This is a genomic window from Pedobacter aquatilis (assembly GCF_030409415.1).
GTDB classification, from domain to species: Bacteria; Bacteroidota; Bacteroidia; order Sphingobacteriales; family Sphingobacteriaceae; genus Pedobacter; species Pedobacter aquatilis.
Window position 1 is genome coordinate 40,084 of record NZ_JAUFPW010000012.1, and the last position, 17,722, is coordinate 57,805.

Consider the following 17,722-nt stretch of genomic DNA (forward strand, 5'->3'; position numbering starts at 1 on the left):
AAAGGTTTTATGAAAAAGAGCGTCCTCAATTTACTTGAGGACGCTCTTTTTTAAATTTGTCTTGCTTTCATTTTTTTCAATTCATCTTGAAGATGTTTTGTGTCGCGATTTTCAGCTTTAGATTTTTCTATAGCAAGCTGCTGATTTTTTATCGCTTCTTCATAGTATTCGAGCCTATATAAAATATGCGCCAATGTATCGTAATATCCACTTATCGGATTTAATTCTAGTGAACGTCTACTCCAAATCATGGCTTTGGTTAAATGATTTATGTTTTTTGTACCAGTTTCATAAAATTTGTAGGCCGCGTTATTTAATTCATTCGCATAACTGCTAGATGTTGGTCCTACAGAAACAACAGATTGCGTAATCATGCTTGCGCCTCTTATTTTCATCAAGCTGTCCATTTTTTCTTTGGACACAATGTTTTGATTTAATCTTGCTGGCAATCCCCGCTTTTCCATTGCCTTGCGTTCTGCTGCTTCCATCTTCTTTATGCTATCAGCTCCAATTCTCATGTAATAATTATCATAATGATATGTTGCAGTTTGTAGATATCTAGAAGTATCTTTTACGGCTAAATAATAACGCATCATTTGAGTGTCGTAAGCTTTAGAACCCTTTATGTAATCATTTGTCCAGGTGCCCCTGGTAAAATTTGCTGCAGACTGAGCTTTCGCAATATTTTTGGCTTTAATAGCATCATTCATGGTATTGTTAATCATAAAATTATTAAATGCTGAGCGTTTTGCAAAAGGTTCTATTTTGTATATACTATCAATTAATTTTCGATTAGTATGAGCAAACTTAAATGCATCACCATCGGTGTGTGGTCCGGCTTCTAAAATGTAAAGTACAGTTTGGTAATTGTTAAAGTCATCAATTTTTAAGTTCTTAACATAAGCCTCAATTAATTCGGCATTGTTATTTTGGCCAAGTTTTTTTCTAGTGTCTATTAAATTTTTCAATAATTGAATATTAGATTTATTCTCTGCATACTCACGTTCTAACTCTGAAAGCGGTTTTTCATTTAAAGCTTTTAAAGCATTATCAATCATGCTAAAATATCTTTGTTTAGCGGTAGAATTCCCGAAATCCTTAAAAAAGACTTCTTTATTTGAACGTAAAAAGATATAGGCTGGAAATGAATTTATGGCAGATTTTGATAAAATACTTCTTATCGAAGTATCATTCATTATCGTTTTATAAGCGATAAAATTTTGGTTAATTCTATCAATCACTTCAGCATCATCCATTGCAGAACTAAAATCTATTTTTGTGCCATTTGAAGTTTGCGGCACATTCATGTGTGGAACTGAAACAATTAAAATAATCGGTTTATCTTTTTTAACCGATTGCTCTAACGCTTTTTGTAGTGTTGATTGTGTATTTAGCTTTTGTGCAAATGAAGTAGAAAAAGACAGTACAATAGTAACTAGTGTGATAAATAAGTTTTTCATGAGGCGTTTGATATTTTTCTGTTAATATACAAAAAGCCTGTAAACTTAATTACAGGCTTTGCATATTATTGGTACTGTATGTAAATTGGTTTTGGCGTGAGTTTCAAAAGTTCCTCCGGAGTCATTAATCTATTTGGAGCTTTTTTCAAATCGTTTTTATAAAATATCTTAAATCCGGTAAACTGAACGGGTTCAGAAAAGATGAAATGTCTATAAGTACCTTTTTTCAATTCGGGCTCTCCCCATCCATCCATGTGCATTACAACTTGTACCTCTGGGCGAAGTTTAATGTTTTGGGAATTGGTAACCATTTTTTTTGTAAAACGATGTAATACAAATACTTTTGGAGGAAGATTGTGCTTTTTAACTAAATCTGCTAAGTAGCCAGTTACATAGTTTATATCTGTAGCATCGTATGTTCCGATTTTCTTGCCTGGTAAAGAACCGTCTTTCATAGAAAATTCAGGATCGATGCCTAAGTGTACGTAAGGCAATTCTAAATATTTCGCAATATGCGGTAATTCTGCTTTAATTGTACTTAGGGCAACTTGTAAATCTAAAAATACAATTGTATTTGGCTGCATTTTAGCGATTTTTAAAACAGAGTCAATCTGCTTATTTCCCATACGGTTAATGTATTTGCCATCTTTACCAGCTGTTCCACTAGCTACAGCAGCAATATAATGTAAACCTGGTTGCACAGGCGTAGATGGATCTGCTTTTTCCCAACGTTTAACTTCTGTATTTAGGCGTTGCCACATTTCTTTAGGTGCGTATTCTCCAAGTGCACCCATTTTTTTTGAATGAAGATTTCCGTAATAAACAACAATCCTTTTGAATGGTAAAATTGCTCCTGCTAATGGTGTGGGTTGGTTTTTAACCGGCCATTTCCCTGTTGTATCTGTTAAAGAAAGCTTTTTTACTAATGAATCGTAAAGCTTTGGATCAACTGGCTTCATTACGTTTTCAGCTGAATCTGTCTTTTTCTTTGTCGTGTCAGCAGAGAACATTTTGCCAATTCCACCGGTTTTGCCGTCAGAATTACAATTGGCAAATAAGCCTATTGCAGCAAAGCCAAGCACAATTGTGCCGGTTAATTTTGGAAATTTCATAGATATATTTTAGGTTAAATTTTAGACAGTTTTTCCGAATCTGTTTGGGATGAAATTATAACGGAAAATTGAGAGTACAAAATAAAATAGTTAACATTTAAACATTACAGAATTTACCAAAAACGCCAAGTGGCAATTTTACGCCTTCAGTAGCTTGTAAGTATAATTCGCCGGTTTCTAAATTTTTTACAGATGGAAACGATGTTCTGATTAAGTTTTCGACAATAACTGATGAAAATCCTAATGAATAGGTATTCAGAATTAAGAAATGCTCTTTTTCATCAAGAAGTTGAACAACATCTTGCATCATTTCCTGAATATGATCTTCAAGCTTCCACTTTTCGCCGTTGGGTCCATGACCATAAGCAGGAGGGTCTAATATAATTCCGTTGTATTTTTTACCTCTTTTAAGCTCTTTTTTTACAAATTTTAAAGCGTCTTCAACCATCCAACGGGTATTTTTTAAACCAGAAAGTTCTTGATTTTCATTTGCCCAGGTAACTACTTGCTTAATCGAATCTACGTGAGTTGTTTCTGCACCAGCAGCGTTGGCAATTAATGATGCTGCACCAGTATAAGCAAACAAGTTTAAAACTTTTGGCTGAGGCGTTTTAAATTTTTTAATTGACGATGAAATATAATCCCAATTAACAGCTTGCTCAGGGAAAACGCCTACATGTTTAAATGATGTTAAACCTAAACGAAGTTTAATGGCAACTTCATTGTTTTTGTATTCAACGTGCCATCTATCTGGTATGTTTTGGTTTTTCTTAACCCATTCTCCTGATGTAGCAGAACGACCTCTGAAAGTTATATTTGCCCTCTTTTTCCATTCTTGCTCTGATAGCGTTTTTTTCCAAACTGCTTGCGGCTCCGGACGAATTAAAATTGCGGTTCCAAAGCGCTCTAATTTTTCAAAATCCCCGCAATCTATCAGTTCATAATCTTTCCAGTGGGTTGGGGCAAGTAATTGTATCATGTGTTAAAATAACTTTAAATTTGGGTAATTTTTGATGTGTTGGTCATCAGTAATCAATGTTAAATCGTTAGCTAAAGCTTGCGAAATAATCATTCTGTCAAAAGGATCTTTATGTATAAGAGGTAAATTCTGATAAATTTCAAAATCATCTTGTGCTGGACTTAAAATTTCTATTTCGCCTTTTTGTAATAATTTATAAATTGAAGCAATATCATCTTTTAGTTTGAGCTTGCCAATATTCATTTTCATTACAATTTCCCAAATACTAACTACACTCAAATGTTTTTTAGTTAATGGATTGCTAATCGTGTTTATTATTTCATCTGCGATTCATTTATCGCCATTGATGTAGAACAAGAATATATGAGTATCCAATAATAAACTCATTACATATAATCTTTAAAGTCTTCTAATGGCTCATTGAAATCTTTAGAAATATATAATATTGTTCCTTTTGCAGCACCATACAAACTTCTAGGTTCTTCAACCAAACTACTTTGGTTAGGAGAATCATTTAGCTTTTTAGCATGTTTGGCTTTCAAAAAATCAATAAAGTCTTCAACCTCGGTTACCATGCTTTTTGGTAAGGTTTCTAGCTTATCGATGATGTTTTTTGTCGCCGTTGTCATTCTCAAATATAAGAATTTTATTAAAACTTATCTTTTGCGGCTTTCATGAAGCGACTCGCAAATACGAAGTCGTTAAGTTCTTTTATATCAGTATGAGCGATTTCTTTGTTGCTTCCTTCCCAGAATTTTTTTCCTTCGTGTAAGAACAAAATGTAATCACCTATACCCATAACCGAGTTCATATCATGCGTAACTACAATAGTTGTGGTTTTAAATTCTTCTGTTAATTCCTGAATTAATTCATCAATTACGATTGATGTTTTCGGATCCAAACCGGAATTTGGTTCATCACAAAATAAGTATTTAGGATTCATTGAAATTGCTCTGGCAATACCTACACGCTTTTTCATACCACCTGATAATTCAGCTGGAAAAAGTTTGTTTTTGCCTGCGAGATTAACCCTTTCCAAACAAAAATTTACCCTATCTATTTTTTCGTTTCTACTTTGGTCGGTAAACATATTCAACGGAAACATAATGTTATCCTCCACTGTCATGCTATCAAATAATGCCGAACCTTGAAACAGCATTCCAATTTCTTTACGAACATCAATACGCTGCTCGTAAGTCATTGGTGTAAAGTCACGTCCATCGTATAACACCGAGCCAGAATCTGGTTGATGTAAACCAACCATACATTTTAGCAAAGTTGTTTTGCCAGAACCTGAACCTCCAATAATTAAATTAGTTACACCTTCTTCGAATTTCCCTGAAATGCCTTTTAAAACTTCATTTCCTGAGAATGATTTGTATATATCTTTAACTTCGATCATTACAATAATAATTGAGTAACTAAATAATCGCAAACAAGGATAGAGATACAGCTAATCACAACTGCTCTTGTACTGGCTTGTGAAACTTCTAAAGCACCACCGCGAACATAAAAACCTTCGTAAGCTGGAACTGATGTAATGATGAAGCCAAAAACAAACGCCTTAACCAAAGCAACAACAATTGTGTATGGGTTGAAATCTGTTGTAATGCCTTGAATGTACTCAGCTGGTGTTACAGCGCCAGAAATAGAACCGCCAATGTAACCCCCAGAAATACTTAAAAACATCGAAATAATTACCAACATTGGAACCATTGTTATGCCTGAAATAATCTTTGGAAGAATTAAATAGCCTGGTGCATTTATACCCATAATCTCAAGGGCATCAATTTGCTCTGTAACACGCATAGAGCCAATTTCTGATGAAATAGCAGAACCAATTTTACCAGCCAGAACAATCGCACTAATTGTAGGGCTAAGCTCTAAAATACTCGAATCTCGGTTAACCGAACCAATAATAGTTTTAGGGATAAAATCACTAACCAGCTGGAAAGCAATCTGCAAAGTCATTACCGCACCAATAAACGTAGAGATAATTGCAATTAAACCCAGTGAGCCAACACCAACATAGTCCATTTGTTTGGCTATTTCCTTTAAGTATATCTTCAGTTTTTCCGGCTTTCTGAATACAGATTTGAGTAGCAGTATGTACCTGCCGAAATTGGTAAAATTCATTCCGTATGTATTGCTTAATTTAAATGTACATTATATAATACTACAAAGAAACGATAAAAAAGTTGTAGCAATTGTTAATTACAAAAATATTCGTGGTTTTGAATATAAATATGGTTTTTTGCTTACAAAAACTAACTCATAAAACATGAAAGCTTTAATAACAGGTGCAACAAAAGGAATTGGCAGAGCTATAGCGGTTAAATTATGGCAAAACGGCTTTGATTTAGCGCTTGTTGCCAGAAATCAAAAAGAACTCGAAAGCTTTAAGAATGAATTATTGCTGAACAGGAGAAAGGTTTTAATTTATGTAGTAGATTGTTCTAACAAGGAGCAGGTTTATAATTTTTTAAACAAAGTTGATGATGAGTTGGGTTTTGTTGATGTTTTGGTGAATAATGTGGGTACTTATTTGCCTGGTAGTTTGATTGATGAAAAAGATGAAGTTTTTGAAAAACAACAACAACTTAACATAAATTCTGCTTATTACATTAGTAAGTTCTTTGCTAAAAAAATGCGTTCAGCAAGGCGTGGGCACATATTTAACATTTGTTCGGTTGCCAGTAAAGCCGCAGTAAAAAATGGTGGAAGTTATAGTGTAACAAAAGCAGCGATGTTAAGTCTTAATAATGTATTGCGGCAAGAATTAGCTCCGCACAACGTAAAAGTAACTGCTTTTTTGCCGGGTTCAACCAAAACATCATCTTGGGAAGGCACAACAATTCCAGATGAAAAATTTGTACAACCCGAAGATATTGCAGAAACGTTATTTACCATTTTAAACTTAAGTAAAGGGGTAAACGTTGATGAGGTTTTAATCACTCCGCTTGATTTTTAAACACAAAATGAACAGCGTTATGGAAAAGAAGCTTTTTAGAAACGAACATGATAAAATGATTGCCGGTGTAGCTTCGGGTCTTGCAGATTACATGCAGGTTGAAGTAACCATTGTTAGGTTATTATTTGCACTATCTGCAATATTTTTTGCAGGAGGCGGACTCATCGCTTATGTTGTAATGTGGATTATTGTTCCGGTTAATAATGATCCGGCTGCAAAATTCTCAAAATTTAACGATTATTTTAAGAATAATCCGAACACACCACCTTTTGGTAATCGCGCTTACAGTGGGCCAGTAGGGGCTGGGAATACAAATTGGGGCCAACCCTTGAGCGATGCTCAAAAAGTACCATTTGAAAGTCATGCAGACTTTAGCAAATTCAATAAACCGAATGATACAGGGCGTACAATAGGTGGTTTGGTATTGCTGGTAATTGGATGCTTTTTTCTCATGAGAGAACTTGATTTTATTCCGGATTGGTTCCGTTTTAGAAATTTTTGGCCAGTTATTTTTATTGTATTAGGAATTAGCATTATCGCGAAAGCCAAAAGAAAAAATGAATGGGCAACATTTCAAAATCAGCAGTCGGCAGCAACCGAACCAAGTACTGAACCTGTGACAGATGCAATTATTGTTGAAGAAACAGAAAAGCCAAAAGATGATAACAATTCAAATCCTGCTAATCCTCAAATATAAATATTATGAAACTTGATAGACTGATTTGGGGTATTTTACTACTTTTTATAGGTGGTGTACTCTTACTAGAAAATTTTAATGTAATTACTTTTTACTGGCGTAATGTTTGGCACTTCTGGCCAGTATTTTTAATTATTGCAGGCTTAAACATACTTTTTAATAAAAACAACAGCCAAACCGGAAGCATAATTTCGATAGGTGTTTTAGTAATAACCCTTTCTTTTTTGTTTGTAAAAGGACAAGAAAAACCCGAACGCAGTTCTTGGTGGGGACATAAACTTAAAAATGATGTTGATATCAATATTGATGATGACAACGACGACTCAAATGAGGAGGATACAGCTGAAAATCGTGTAAATTTCTCTGAGATTTTCAATGCAGCAGATAGCACCAAGAAAACGGTTTTAAACATTTCTGGAGGTGGAGTTTCTTTCAATCTTGATGGTGAAACTTCTGAATTGATTAATGCCGATGTTAAGAAGAAAAGACGCAGTAATTTTTCACTTGTTAAACAATTAACAGATAGCGCTGTGGTTTTAGACTTCAAAATGGACGGTAAAACCAATAAATGGAATTTTGGTGATGGTGGAAATGACGTTGATTTCAAGTTAAACAAAGCCCCAAATTGGGATATAAATATGAAATTGGGCGCTGGAGAAGCTGATTTCGATTTCGAAAAATATAAAATAAGGTCATTCCACTTCGATGGAGGTGCAGCATCACTGGACATTAAAATTGGCGATTTGCTGCCGATTACTGATGTGGTAGTAAAGTCGGGCGTAGCTGATGTTAAAATTAAAATACCCACAAACTCTGGTTGCCGTATAAAAACAAAAACTGGCTTATCGGCAAAAGATTTTTCTGGATTTGAAAAACTAAGTGATGGCGTTTACGAAACGGCTAATTACAAAACATCAACAAAAAAAATATTTATAAATTTAGATGGTGGTTTAAGTAACTTTGAAGTTTCTAGGTATTAAGTTGCAAGTTTTACGTTGAGTAGGTTAACCTCGAAGACACTTAATGTTGTTGATGAGCATAATTGAATAGATATTCTTTAGTCACCTAATACTTAAAACGTACTACTTAAAACTTATAACTCAATGGAATACACAGTTGTAGTAAATGGTAAACCACAAGGGCCTTATTCATTAGCCGAACTTGCCAGCTTAAATATTACACCTAATACATTTGTCCGTAAACCGGGAATGGATGATTACAAAGAAGCTCATGCAATGCCAGAATTGCGTGAGCTTCTTGGTTTTAATTATCAAAAAACAGCACCTCAATACTTCGCAAGTTTCGATTTGCGTTTGCTTGCTTCGGTAATAGACCACTTTTTAATTTTTATCATTTATTGCATTTGTATTTTAATCAGCTTTGCTTTTATAGAAGGAAAAGACCAAAGAATTATGACATTCGTATCTCCGTTAGCTCTAATTTTTATTGTTAAACTTATTTACGGAAGTTTTGCAGAATCATCAAGTAAACAGGCAACAATTGGTAAGCGGTTGGTTAATATAAAAGTAACCGATTTGGAAGGAACAAGGGTTTCTTTCGGGCGCTCTTTAATTCGTAATTTCTCAAAAATACTCTCGGTAATCCCAGTTTTTTTTGGTTACTTTTATAGTTTTCTGAATAAGAAAAACCAATGTTGGCATGATATATCAGCCAATACTTTGGTTATTAAAGATAGGTTGATATGATGAATGAGGGAATTTTGAATTAGTGGATTAGCGAATGTGCTAATTGATGAAAATTTCACAAATCGTAATCCAATTATTCTATCACTCAAAATCAGTCATTCTCTCTTTCAAACTCACTCATTCAAAATTCACTAATTCAAAATTCTATCTCTATCTTTGCAATCGCATGGAAAATATATCGGTACAACATGGTTTGGCAGGTGGTTATTGTAATAGTTTAACTACTTACTCTAGGTTTTTAACCCGCGAAGTAAAAATTGGCGACATTGCCTTGGGCGGTCACAATCCTATCCGCATCCAATCGATGACAACAACCGATACCATGGATACATTTGGTACGGTAGAGCAAACCATCAGAATGGTAGAATCTGGCTGCGATTATGTTAGAATTACGGCTCCAAGTATAAAGGAAGCTGAAAATTTAGCCAATATTAAAAAGGAATTGCGCCTTCGCGGATACGATGTTCCATTAATTGCTGATATCCATTTTACGCCAAATGCAGCTGAAATGGCGGCAAGAATTGTTGAAAAAGTTCGTGTAAATCCAGGCAACTATGCTGATAAAAAGAAATTTGAAAATCTTGAATATACGCAGGATGCTTACAACGCAGAACTGGAGCGGATAAATAAAAAGTTTGTACCGCTGATTAAAATCTGTAAAGAATACGGTACGGCAATGCGTATTGGCACCAACCATGGTTCATTATCTGATAGAATTATGAGCCATTACGGTGATACACCGCGTGGTATGGTCGAATCTGCAATGGAATTTATTCGCATGTGCGAAGCCGAGAACTATTATAATTTGGTAATTTCGATGAAAGCCAGCAACACGCAGGTAATGGTTCAAGCTTACCGCTTACTGGTAGAAACGATGGTGAAAGAAGGCATGAATTATCCGCTGCACCTCGGCGTAACCGAAGCTGGTGATGGGGAAGATGGTCGTATAAAATCGGCAGTGGGTATTGGAACTTTATTGGAAGACGGTTTGGGCGATACCATTCGTGTTTCTTTAACTGAAGACCCGGAATTTGAAGCACCTGTAGCAAAGGCTTTAGCAGATAGATATGTTATCAGAAGTCAGTCGGAGGTAGGAGGTCGAGAAGTTGATAGCACATTCTCCATTTCACATGATACGTCTTCCATTAAAACTTATTCCCCTTATACCTATTCACGTAGAGTTACCGACAGCATTCAGCATATAGGAGGGCACCATCACCCTGTGGTAATGATAAATGTATCTAAAGAGAACTTGAAAGACCCATACTTTTTAAGTGCTGTAGGCTACAATTACAGCGCAGGCTTAGATAAATATAACATGGCAGACCAAGCTTGCGATTTAGCTTTTTTTGGTGATAATTTACCATCATTTTCCTTTCCTGGGAATTTAAAGCAAATTTATAATTATAACACTTGGTTAAAACTAAGTGATAAAAATAATTGCCATCCCTTATTTTCTTTAGAGGAATTTAGCAAGGCTGAAGTTAAGGATGACCTTTTAAATTTTGTTGAAATTGATTCGAAGCAATTAAACAATCCAGCAATCGAACAATTAAACAATGTCGTACTTATTCTTAAAACATCTGCGAACCATGGAATGGCCGAGCAAAGGGCTTTCTTTGTTGCACTACAGGAGAAGAACATTCAAATTCCAGTTATTATCAAAAGAACCTACGGAGTTTTAGATGCAGATAGCTTACAGCTTTATGCATCAACCGATTTTGGCGCATTATTTACAGATGGTTTTGGAGATGGAATATGGATTGATGCACAAAACAATGATTTGGCTTTACTTAACTCAACAAGTTTTGGCATTTTACAAGCAACCAGAACAAGAATAAGTAAAACGGAATACATTTCTTGCCCAAGTTGCGGAAGAACACTTTTCGATTTACAAGAAACTACTCAGCTTATCCGTTCGCGTACCGACCACTTAAAAGGTTTAAAAATTGGTATTATGGGCTGCATCGTAAATGGACCGGGCGAAATGGCGGATGCCGATTATGGCTATGTAGGAACCGGACCAGATAAAATTACTTTATATCGTGGGCAAGAGGTTGTTAAGAAAAATGTAAACACAGCATTTGCTTTGGATGAGTTAATTGACATCATAAAAGGCGACGGGAACTGGGTAGAGAAAGTGTAGCATTTAATTTTGTAAAAATTAATATGTTTGATGTTGGGTGATCGTATTGCTAGGCAAGAAGCAATCTATTTTAGTGCATTCACATCAATGAAATTAAGTAAATGTTTTCTAATTAAGCATTTAGTAAATCTTGACAAGCTCAAGATCACAAAATGTATTAATACACAGGTGCATCCAGATTTTCTAACTAATAATAATATTAAATTGCCTCGATGAATATTCCTACTTTTCAAACCATATTTTATGAGTTAAGAAATTGGCTTATCGCAAAAGATTTATCTGGTTCAGAATTAATTTATTCGTACTTTTTTATTAGTTTAATTGGTATAGTTCTGTTCCTTTTCGTAACCATATTTGTAACCAGACAAGTATTTATTTTCGTGGTAAAAAGTGCTAAAACCAAACGCGATTGGCAAAATGCACTTTTTGAATTTAGGGTTTTTAGGGCATTTGCCTTAATTTTTGGTGCTTACATCATTTACAATGCCGTACCATTCGTATTTATCGATTTCAAAAACTGGCTTTTTTATGCATTAATATTTTCCAGAATTTATGTTGTTTTAGCAACAATGTTTGCCATTAATGCTTTTTTAAATGCTATGGTTTCTATCATGGAAGCATCTAGAAAGTATGCTGATAAACCAATAAGAAGCTACAAACAAGTTGCAAAAATTATCATTTATATTTTAGGATTTGTTTTGATTTTATCAATCATACTTAATAAAGATCCACTTTATATTTTCGGAGGTTTTGGTGCGGTAACGGCAGTTTTTATTCTCGTATTCCGAGATCCGATTTTGGGTTTTGTAGCTTCCGTTCAAATGAGTGCAATAGATTTAGTACGCGTTGGCGATTGGATTACTGTTGAAAAATATGGCGCCGATGGGGAAGTGACCGAGATTAATTTAACCACAATTAAAGTTAGAAACTGGGATAAAACAGTAACCATTGTACCAAGTTATGCAATTGTTAGCGAATCATTTAAAAATTGGCGGGCAATGGAGGAAAGTGAAGGACGAAGAATCAAACGCCACATCAACATTAAAATTTCGAGCATTAAGTTTTGTGATGAAGACTTGATAAATCGCTTAAAAAGCATCGATTTTTTAAAGGAATATCTAAGTGAAACACAGCAGCAGATAGAGCTTTTTAATGCAGAAAATACCGTTGATCCGAATAATTTAGTTAATGGTAGGCACATGACAAATATTGGAACTTTTAGGGTTTATGCAGAAAAGTATCTGGAAAGTAATCCTTATATAAATACCGATTTAACTTTTATGGTTCGCCAGTTGCAGGCTACAGAAAATGGCTTGCCAATTGAAATTTATGTTTTCTCGAAAGAAAAAGGCCTAAAGAAATTTGAAGAAGTTGCTGCCGATATTTTCGACCACTTATTAGCTGCAGTTCCGTATTTTGATTTAGAGATTTTTCAAAGCCCAAGTGGAAGCGATATGCGTGGTTTTGTTGGCAGAGGAAATGATTAATTGGTTAGTTATCCTTTTTATAGAACTTACTTAAACTGTCGTCATACTGAATATATTTCAGCATCTTACTTCCGATTGAGATCCTGATATGAATTCAGGGTGACGGTCACTAAAACTTCTCTTTTAAAAACACCAAACATTTCTCGCAAACTTTAAATAAGAGCGGTGGCAAAGTTTCACTTTCATAAGGGTGTGTTGCACCATAAACGTGATTTGCGCCTTCAATTTTTACTAATTTGCTATTCAAATTGCTTTCTGCCAATTTCTGCGCATTTTCAAACGGTACATTTACATCATCATCTCCTTGAACAATTAACCAGGGAATGTTAATCCGTTTTGCCGCATTAAGGATATTTAAAGTCTCCGCATTTTCTTCAAAATCGTTTAGTAAAGCAACATTTAATGGCATTTGTTCCTTTGTTCTAGCATTGGTAACATAAATCTTTCCGGTTTTTTTCCATTCTGCTTCTTGTTCTTTTTTCCAAAGGCTATTAAAACTTGAAATTGCACTCCAGGTAATAATTTTATTAATGCGCAAATCGTTGGCAGCTTCTACAATGGCCAAACCACCACCTCGACTATGGCCGATAACGTTAATTTCCGTTTCTTTTCCATAAGATTTCTCAATAAAATCTAACACCGCATTTACATCAAAAAGTTCTTTAGAAAAAGTATTTTCGGCAAAAGCTTCTAAGTCGCTAACATCGTTTGGATTATCGGCGGACACACCACTATGCGATAAATTAAATTTGAGGTATCGATAACCATTGGACGCAAAATATCGGGCTACTAAATTGTGTGTTCCCCAATCTTTAAATCCTTTAAAACCATGAATAAAAAGCACAATTGGTGTATTGGGGTTGTTTTCATCAAAAGTAATGTCGCCAATAATTAGTTTTTCGTCTGCGCCTTTAAGGCTAAATTCACTTTGTTTAATCATAATATTTTAACAAATGTTATTGGAATAGTGTTTGCCTCAATTTATAAAAACAAAGAACATGAGCACAGAAAACCAAACACCAAATACTGAGTCAGAAAACGGATTTTTTGATAATTTAAAGGATAAATTTAGCGATTTTAAAGAAAAGGCTGAAGATGCAATTGATGAAATAAAAGATAAAGCTGAAGATATTTGGGCTGAAACCAAAGAAAAGGCAGAAGACTTAAAAGAACAAGCTGAGGAAAAATGGGAAGACTTAACCTCAGATGAGGAGAAAAAGTAATTATACTTTAAAGGATAAAATTTCATTTTGTCGGTTGGTTTTTTAATTTTTAGCACATAATTGTGTTTAAAAACCCGATTGAAGTGGAAATACTTTTTGTTTGTAATAACTTTAAATAAGCTGTCATGCTGAGGCACGAAGCATCTGCAACCGATGAAACAGATTCTTCGTTCCTCAGAATGACAGAAGTTAAAAAAGATTGAAACGAAAAGCGGGGCTAACATTAATAGTTTTGCTGGAAGTGCTTTCCTTAACATTTAGAGCTATTTATGAGTTTTAATATCTTGTGTCATGTTATTGCATTTATTTAAAACCGTTCTAAATTGATGTAAATTACAGATTAATGACGGTGACATGCATCAACCCTGTTACTTTTGTATCCCGATAATAGTTAACAACGGAATCACTTGGAATATTTAAAAGTAATAGCTTTTACGCATCACCACATCGACTTGAAATCTTTAGGGAAATTAGTTATTTGTGACCAAAGTTTAGATAACAGGTTGAGAAATCTGCAAGCCGAGCTTCCTGTTAGCGAAATTTTCTATATCGGTACCTGTAATCGCGTTGAGTTTGTTTTTTTAACCAAAGAAAAAACCGACAAAGAGTTTGTTACTAAATTTCTTACCGTTTTAGATATGGGGTTGCCTCCTGAATTTATGGAGCGTTTCCTTGATAATGTTACCGTTTTTGAAAATGAAGAGGCTTTTAATCATCTTTTAAGAACTTCTTGTTCTTTAGAAAGTTTGGTTGTTGGCGAAAAGGAAATCCTTGCTCAAATACGTAAAGCTTACGAAAACTGTCGCGATGCAGGTTTTACAGGCGATTATTTGCGTATGATTATGGATAGGGTAGTAAAAACAGCTAAGGAAGTTTATACACATACCAATATCTCAAAAAATCCAGTTTCTGTTGTTTCATTGGCTTACCGTAAGCTTAAAGAATTAAATATGTGTGGCAATTCACGCGTTTTAATTATTGGTGCAGGCGAAACCAACCAAAATATTGCAAAATACCTTAACAAGCATAAATACTCTAATTTTTCAATTTTTAACCGCACCCTTTCTAAAGCCGAAACTTTGGCCGAAGAACTGAATGGTAAAGCTTATCAATTAGAAGCCTTGGAAAATTTTACCGAAGGTTTTGATGTAATTATTACTTGCACTGGTTCTACGGAGGCTATTATTGATGAAAAACTTTATGCCAAATTGCTCAACGGCGATACAGGTAAAAAGGTAATTGTTGATTTAGCTGTTCCGAATGATGTTGCGCCAGCTGTTATTCATAACAATCCGATTCATTACATCGAGGTAGAATCTTTAAAAGAAGTTGCCCGCAAAAATATTCAAGAGCGCTACAACGAATTGGTTCACGCCGAGGATATCATTAACGCTAACATTGCCGAGTTTTTTACCGTTTTAAAACAACGTCGTATCGAATTGGCCATGCAAGATGTTCCCCGTAAAATTAAGGAAATCAAAAATACAGCGCTAAACGGGGTGTTCGCTGATGAAATTAGTCAAATGGATGATGCATCTCGTGAAGTTTTAGAGCGTGTAATGAATTACATGGAGAAAAAATGCATAAGTGTGCCGATGATTATGGCCAAAGAAATTTTGGTTAAAGAATCATAAGTTTTATCCGCAAAGTTTAGGAGCAAAGAACGCAAAGTTAATCTTATATTTTTTGTCACCATGGTTCGTGTCTTCACGAAACATTTTTATTTTTTTGAAAAGCAAATTCTCTGCTTTTCGGTTAATTCAGTCCTGCTTTTCGTTACAATCTTTTTGTTATTGTCAGTCTGAGCTTGTCGAAGACCTGCAACAAAAAGTATTTTCTCTGCAATCAGGTTTATTGAAACTAAGCTTGTGCGCTGAAACTTAAAAACCACCCCGCCATTTGGGCACTCCCAATGTCATTAAGCTAATAAGAGTCGTCATTTCGACCTTGTGGAGAAATCTTTGAAAATGATAGCTTTAAAAGATTTCTCCACTCGCTTCGCTGCGGTCGAAATGACGACTATATATGGTGTAACTAAATTACAATACGGGCACCCTGCAAAGGAGGGGAATTGCAAATCGCAAAATAACTCACGTCCGCTGCTAACGTTCCCACGAACGCATCTTTCAGCTTCATTTTTTCAGCTCAGAATGTAACCTCACTGTCTCATTTTTAAACATTTTACAAGATAAAGCCGTATTTAATTAGATTTGCAAATCATTTAATAAAACAGTGAAGAAATTAACCATCGGAACACGCGGTAGCGAACTTGCTTTATGGCAAGCAAATCATATTCAAAGCGAATTGGCTGCTATTGGCATCGAAGCAGAGATCAAAATTATTAAAACGCAGGGCGATAAAATCCTGAATTTACGTTTAGATAAATTAGAAGGAAAAGGCTTTTTTACCAAAGAATTGGAAGAAGAACTTTTAGCCGGAACAATCGATTTGGCAGTTCACTGCTTAAAAGATTTGCCAACTACGCATCCTGCTGGTTTAACCATTGCAGCAATACCTCCACGTGAAGAGGCAACCGAATATCTTTTAATTTTAAAAGATTGTGTTGATGTTTCACAGAAGCTTTCTTTAAAAAAGGGAGCGATGGTTGGTACTTCATCAAACAGAAGAAAAGCACAGTTATTGGGTTTACGCTCTGATTTAGAAATTGAAGATTTACGCGGAAACGTACCAACAAGAATTCAAAAGCTTCGTGATGAAGATTACGATGCGATTATGTTGGCAAAAGCAGGCATTAAACGTTTAGGTTTAGATGTTAGCGAGTTTCATGTAGAAGAATTGGAAGCTACGGAATTTGTACCTGCACCCGCTCAAGGTGCTTTGGCTATTCAAATCAGAGAAAATGATGGTGAACTTTTTGATGCTTTGCAAAAACTCCACGACCCTGCAACAGCCGAAGAGGTTGGTGTAGAACGTAAGGTTTTAAATCTTTTTGAGGGTGGTTGTCATATGCCTTTAGGTTGCTATTGCAAAAAAGAAGATGGCGAATTTGAAGTTTGGACTTCAAAAGCTGAAACTGCCGAAGATTTCCCTGAAAGATTGTTTCTGCGTTCGGAAACGACCGATGGTTTAGCCGAAAAAATTGTAGCCAAGTTTGATGCATCAAGAAAAAAACCTAAAAAGGTTTTCATCTCACGCGAAATTGGCGAGCACAGTTATTTCCGAAAAGCTTTAGAAAGTAATAATATCGAAATCGAAGGACGTTCGTTAATCCGTACATTCCCGATTGTAACTGTTTTAGACCAGTTTATTCTAAAAAATATCGATTGGATTTTCTTTAGCAGTCGCAATAGTGTGGAGTATTTCTTCAATTTAAAACCTCAGTTGCCAAAGAAAACGCAATTTGGCGTTGTGGGTAGAGGTTCGGAAGATGCTTTACGCAAGTTTAATCATTTCGCCGATTTTGTAGGTACAAGCGGCGATATTAAAGAAGTTGCTGAAGATTTTGCAAAATTGGTTACAGGCAAAAATATATTGTTTCCAAGGGCGCAAGATTCATTGCAATCCATTCAAAAATCGTTACCACCCGATGCTAAGATTATCGATTTACCAATTTACGAAACGGTAATCGAAGAAAATATTGACCAAAGTTATGCTGATGTATTGATTTTCACCAGTCCATCAAATGTTGATGCGTATTTCGCTGATAATTTACTGGAGCCTGGCCAGCAAGTTATTGCGATTGGAAATTCTACTGGTAAGAAGTTTGATGAAATGGGTGTGAAGTATGCTTTACCGTATTCGCCAGATGAAATTGGATTGTCGGAAGCGGTTTTTGGAATAGAAATAATATAGAGGCAGAGGGTTTAAAGGTTTAAGGTGGAGGGTTTGGGAGCGGAAAGACTTAAGGTGAAAGACCTAAATGAAACTCAAGACCATCTCGTCATTGCGAGGTGCTGAGCAATCTTAAAGCGAAAAAGAAC

At 35.2% G+C, this 17,722-nt stretch carries 17 protein-coding genes; 9 read left to right on the top strand and 8 right to left on the bottom strand.

What is annotated here, in order from left to right; genetic code table 11:
• Positions 1-50: 50 nt before the first annotated feature.
• The 7 genes from QWY86_RS04155 to QWY86_RS04185 form a co-directional block, all read right to left on the bottom strand.
• The gene (locus QWY86_RS04155; protein ID WP_290239081.1) at positions 51-1,460 is read right to left on the bottom strand and encodes a hypothetical protein; all 1,410 of its coding nucleotides are present in this window, start codon (positions 1,458-1,460) and stop codon (positions 51-53) included.
• 65 nt (positions 1,461-1,525) lie between these two features.
• Positions 1,526-2,572, bottom strand: a complete 1,047-nt coding sequence (locus tag QWY86_RS04160; protein ID WP_290239084.1) for a hypothetical protein — start codon at positions 2,570-2,572, stop codon at positions 1,526-1,528.
• Positions 2,573-2,669: 97 nt separating this feature from the next.
• Positions 2,670-3,551: an RsmD family RNA methyltransferase gene (locus QWY86_RS04165; protein WP_290239086.1), complete on the bottom strand. Its 882-nt coding sequence runs from the start codon at positions 3,549-3,551 to the stop codon at positions 2,670-2,672.
• Positions 3,552-3,554: 3 nt separating this feature from the next.
• Positions 3,555-3,881, bottom strand: a complete 327-nt coding sequence (locus QWY86_RS04170; RefSeq protein WP_353958901.1) for a type II toxin-antitoxin system VapC family toxin — start codon at positions 3,879-3,881, stop codon at positions 3,555-3,557.
• Between the two features lie 56 nt (positions 3,882-3,937).
• Positions 3,938-4,180 carry a type II toxin-antitoxin system VapB family antitoxin gene (gene vapB / locus QWY86_RS04175; protein WP_290239088.1) on the bottom strand — a complete coding sequence of 81 codons (243 nt, stop codon included), beginning with the start codon at positions 4,178-4,180 and terminating at the stop codon, positions 3,938-3,940.
• Between the two features lie 20 nt (positions 4,181-4,200).
• Entirely contained in the window at positions 4,201-4,953 is a 753-nt protein-coding gene (locus tag QWY86_RS04180; protein ID WP_290239089.1) for an ABC transporter ATP-binding protein, read from the bottom strand.
• Positions 4,953-5,687: an MlaE family ABC transporter permease gene (locus tag QWY86_RS04185; RefSeq protein ID WP_132403625.1), complete on the bottom strand. Its 735-nt coding sequence runs from the start codon at positions 5,685-5,687 to the stop codon at positions 4,953-4,955. The genes QWY86_RS04180 and QWY86_RS04185 overlap by 1 nt, the downstream gene beginning before the upstream one ends.
• A gap of 145 nt (positions 5,688-5,832) precedes the next feature.
• On the opposite strand from QWY86_RS04185, the gene QWY86_RS04190 reads away from it, so the two are divergent.
• From QWY86_RS04190 to QWY86_RS04215, 6 genes are all read left to right on the top strand, one after another.
• Entirely contained in the window at positions 5,833-6,522 is a 690-nt protein-coding gene (locus QWY86_RS04190; RefSeq protein ID WP_290239097.1) for an SDR family oxidoreductase, read from the top strand.
• A 19-nt stretch (positions 6,523-6,541) separates the two neighbouring features.
• The gene (locus tag QWY86_RS04195) at positions 6,542-7,219 is read left to right on the top strand and encodes a PspC domain-containing protein (RefSeq protein ID WP_290239099.1); all 678 of its coding nucleotides are present in this window, start codon (positions 6,542-6,544) and stop codon (positions 7,217-7,219) included.
• Between the two features lie 5 nt (positions 7,220-7,224).
• A complete protein-coding gene (locus QWY86_RS04200; protein WP_290239101.1) occupies positions 7,225-8,199 on the top strand; it encodes a toast rack family protein in 975 nt (324 codons plus the stop codon).
• Between the two features lie 123 nt (positions 8,200-8,322).
• Entirely contained in the window at positions 8,323-8,925 is a 603-nt protein-coding gene (locus tag QWY86_RS04205; protein ID WP_290239103.1) for an RDD family protein, read from the top strand.
• Positions 8,926-9,091: 166 nt separating this feature from the next.
• Positions 9,092-11,071, top strand: a complete 1,980-nt coding sequence (ispG, locus tag QWY86_RS04210; RefSeq protein WP_290239105.1) for a (E)-4-hydroxy-3-methylbut-2-enyl-diphosphate synthase — start codon at positions 9,092-9,094, stop codon at positions 11,069-11,071.
• Between the two features lie 212 nt (positions 11,072-11,283).
• On the top strand, positions 11,284-12,558 hold the full coding sequence (locus tag QWY86_RS04215) for a mechanosensitive ion channel family protein (RefSeq protein WP_290239107.1): 1,275 nt from the start codon (positions 11,284-11,286) through the stop codon (positions 12,556-12,558).
• Between the two features lie 109 nt (positions 12,559-12,667).
• Here QWY86_RS04215 and QWY86_RS04220 read toward each other — a convergent pair whose 3' ends face one another.
• Positions 12,668-13,498 (bottom strand): alpha/beta hydrolase family protein, encoded by an 831-nt coding sequence (locus QWY86_RS04220; RefSeq protein ID WP_290239109.1) that lies wholly within the window; start codon positions 13,496-13,498, stop codon positions 12,668-12,670.
• A 58-nt stretch (positions 13,499-13,556) separates the two neighbouring features.
• On the opposite strand from QWY86_RS04220, the gene QWY86_RS04225 reads away from it, so the two are divergent.
• From QWY86_RS04225 to hemC, 3 genes are all read left to right on the top strand, one after another.
• On the top strand, positions 13,557-13,781 hold the full coding sequence (locus QWY86_RS04225) for a YtxH domain-containing protein (protein WP_290239111.1): 225 nt from the start codon (positions 13,557-13,559) through the stop codon (positions 13,779-13,781).
• Between the two features lie 407 nt (positions 13,782-14,188).
• A complete protein-coding gene (gene hemA, locus QWY86_RS04230) occupies positions 14,189-15,415 on the top strand; it encodes a glutamyl-tRNA reductase (protein ID WP_290239112.1) in 1,227 nt (408 codons plus the stop codon).
• 598 nt (positions 15,416-16,013) lie between these two features.
• Positions 16,014-17,594 (top strand): hydroxymethylbilane synthase, encoded by a 1,581-nt coding sequence (gene hemC / locus QWY86_RS04235; RefSeq protein ID WP_290239114.1) that lies wholly within the window; start codon positions 16,014-16,016, stop codon positions 17,592-17,594.
• Positions 17,595-17,722: the final 128 nt, after the last annotated feature.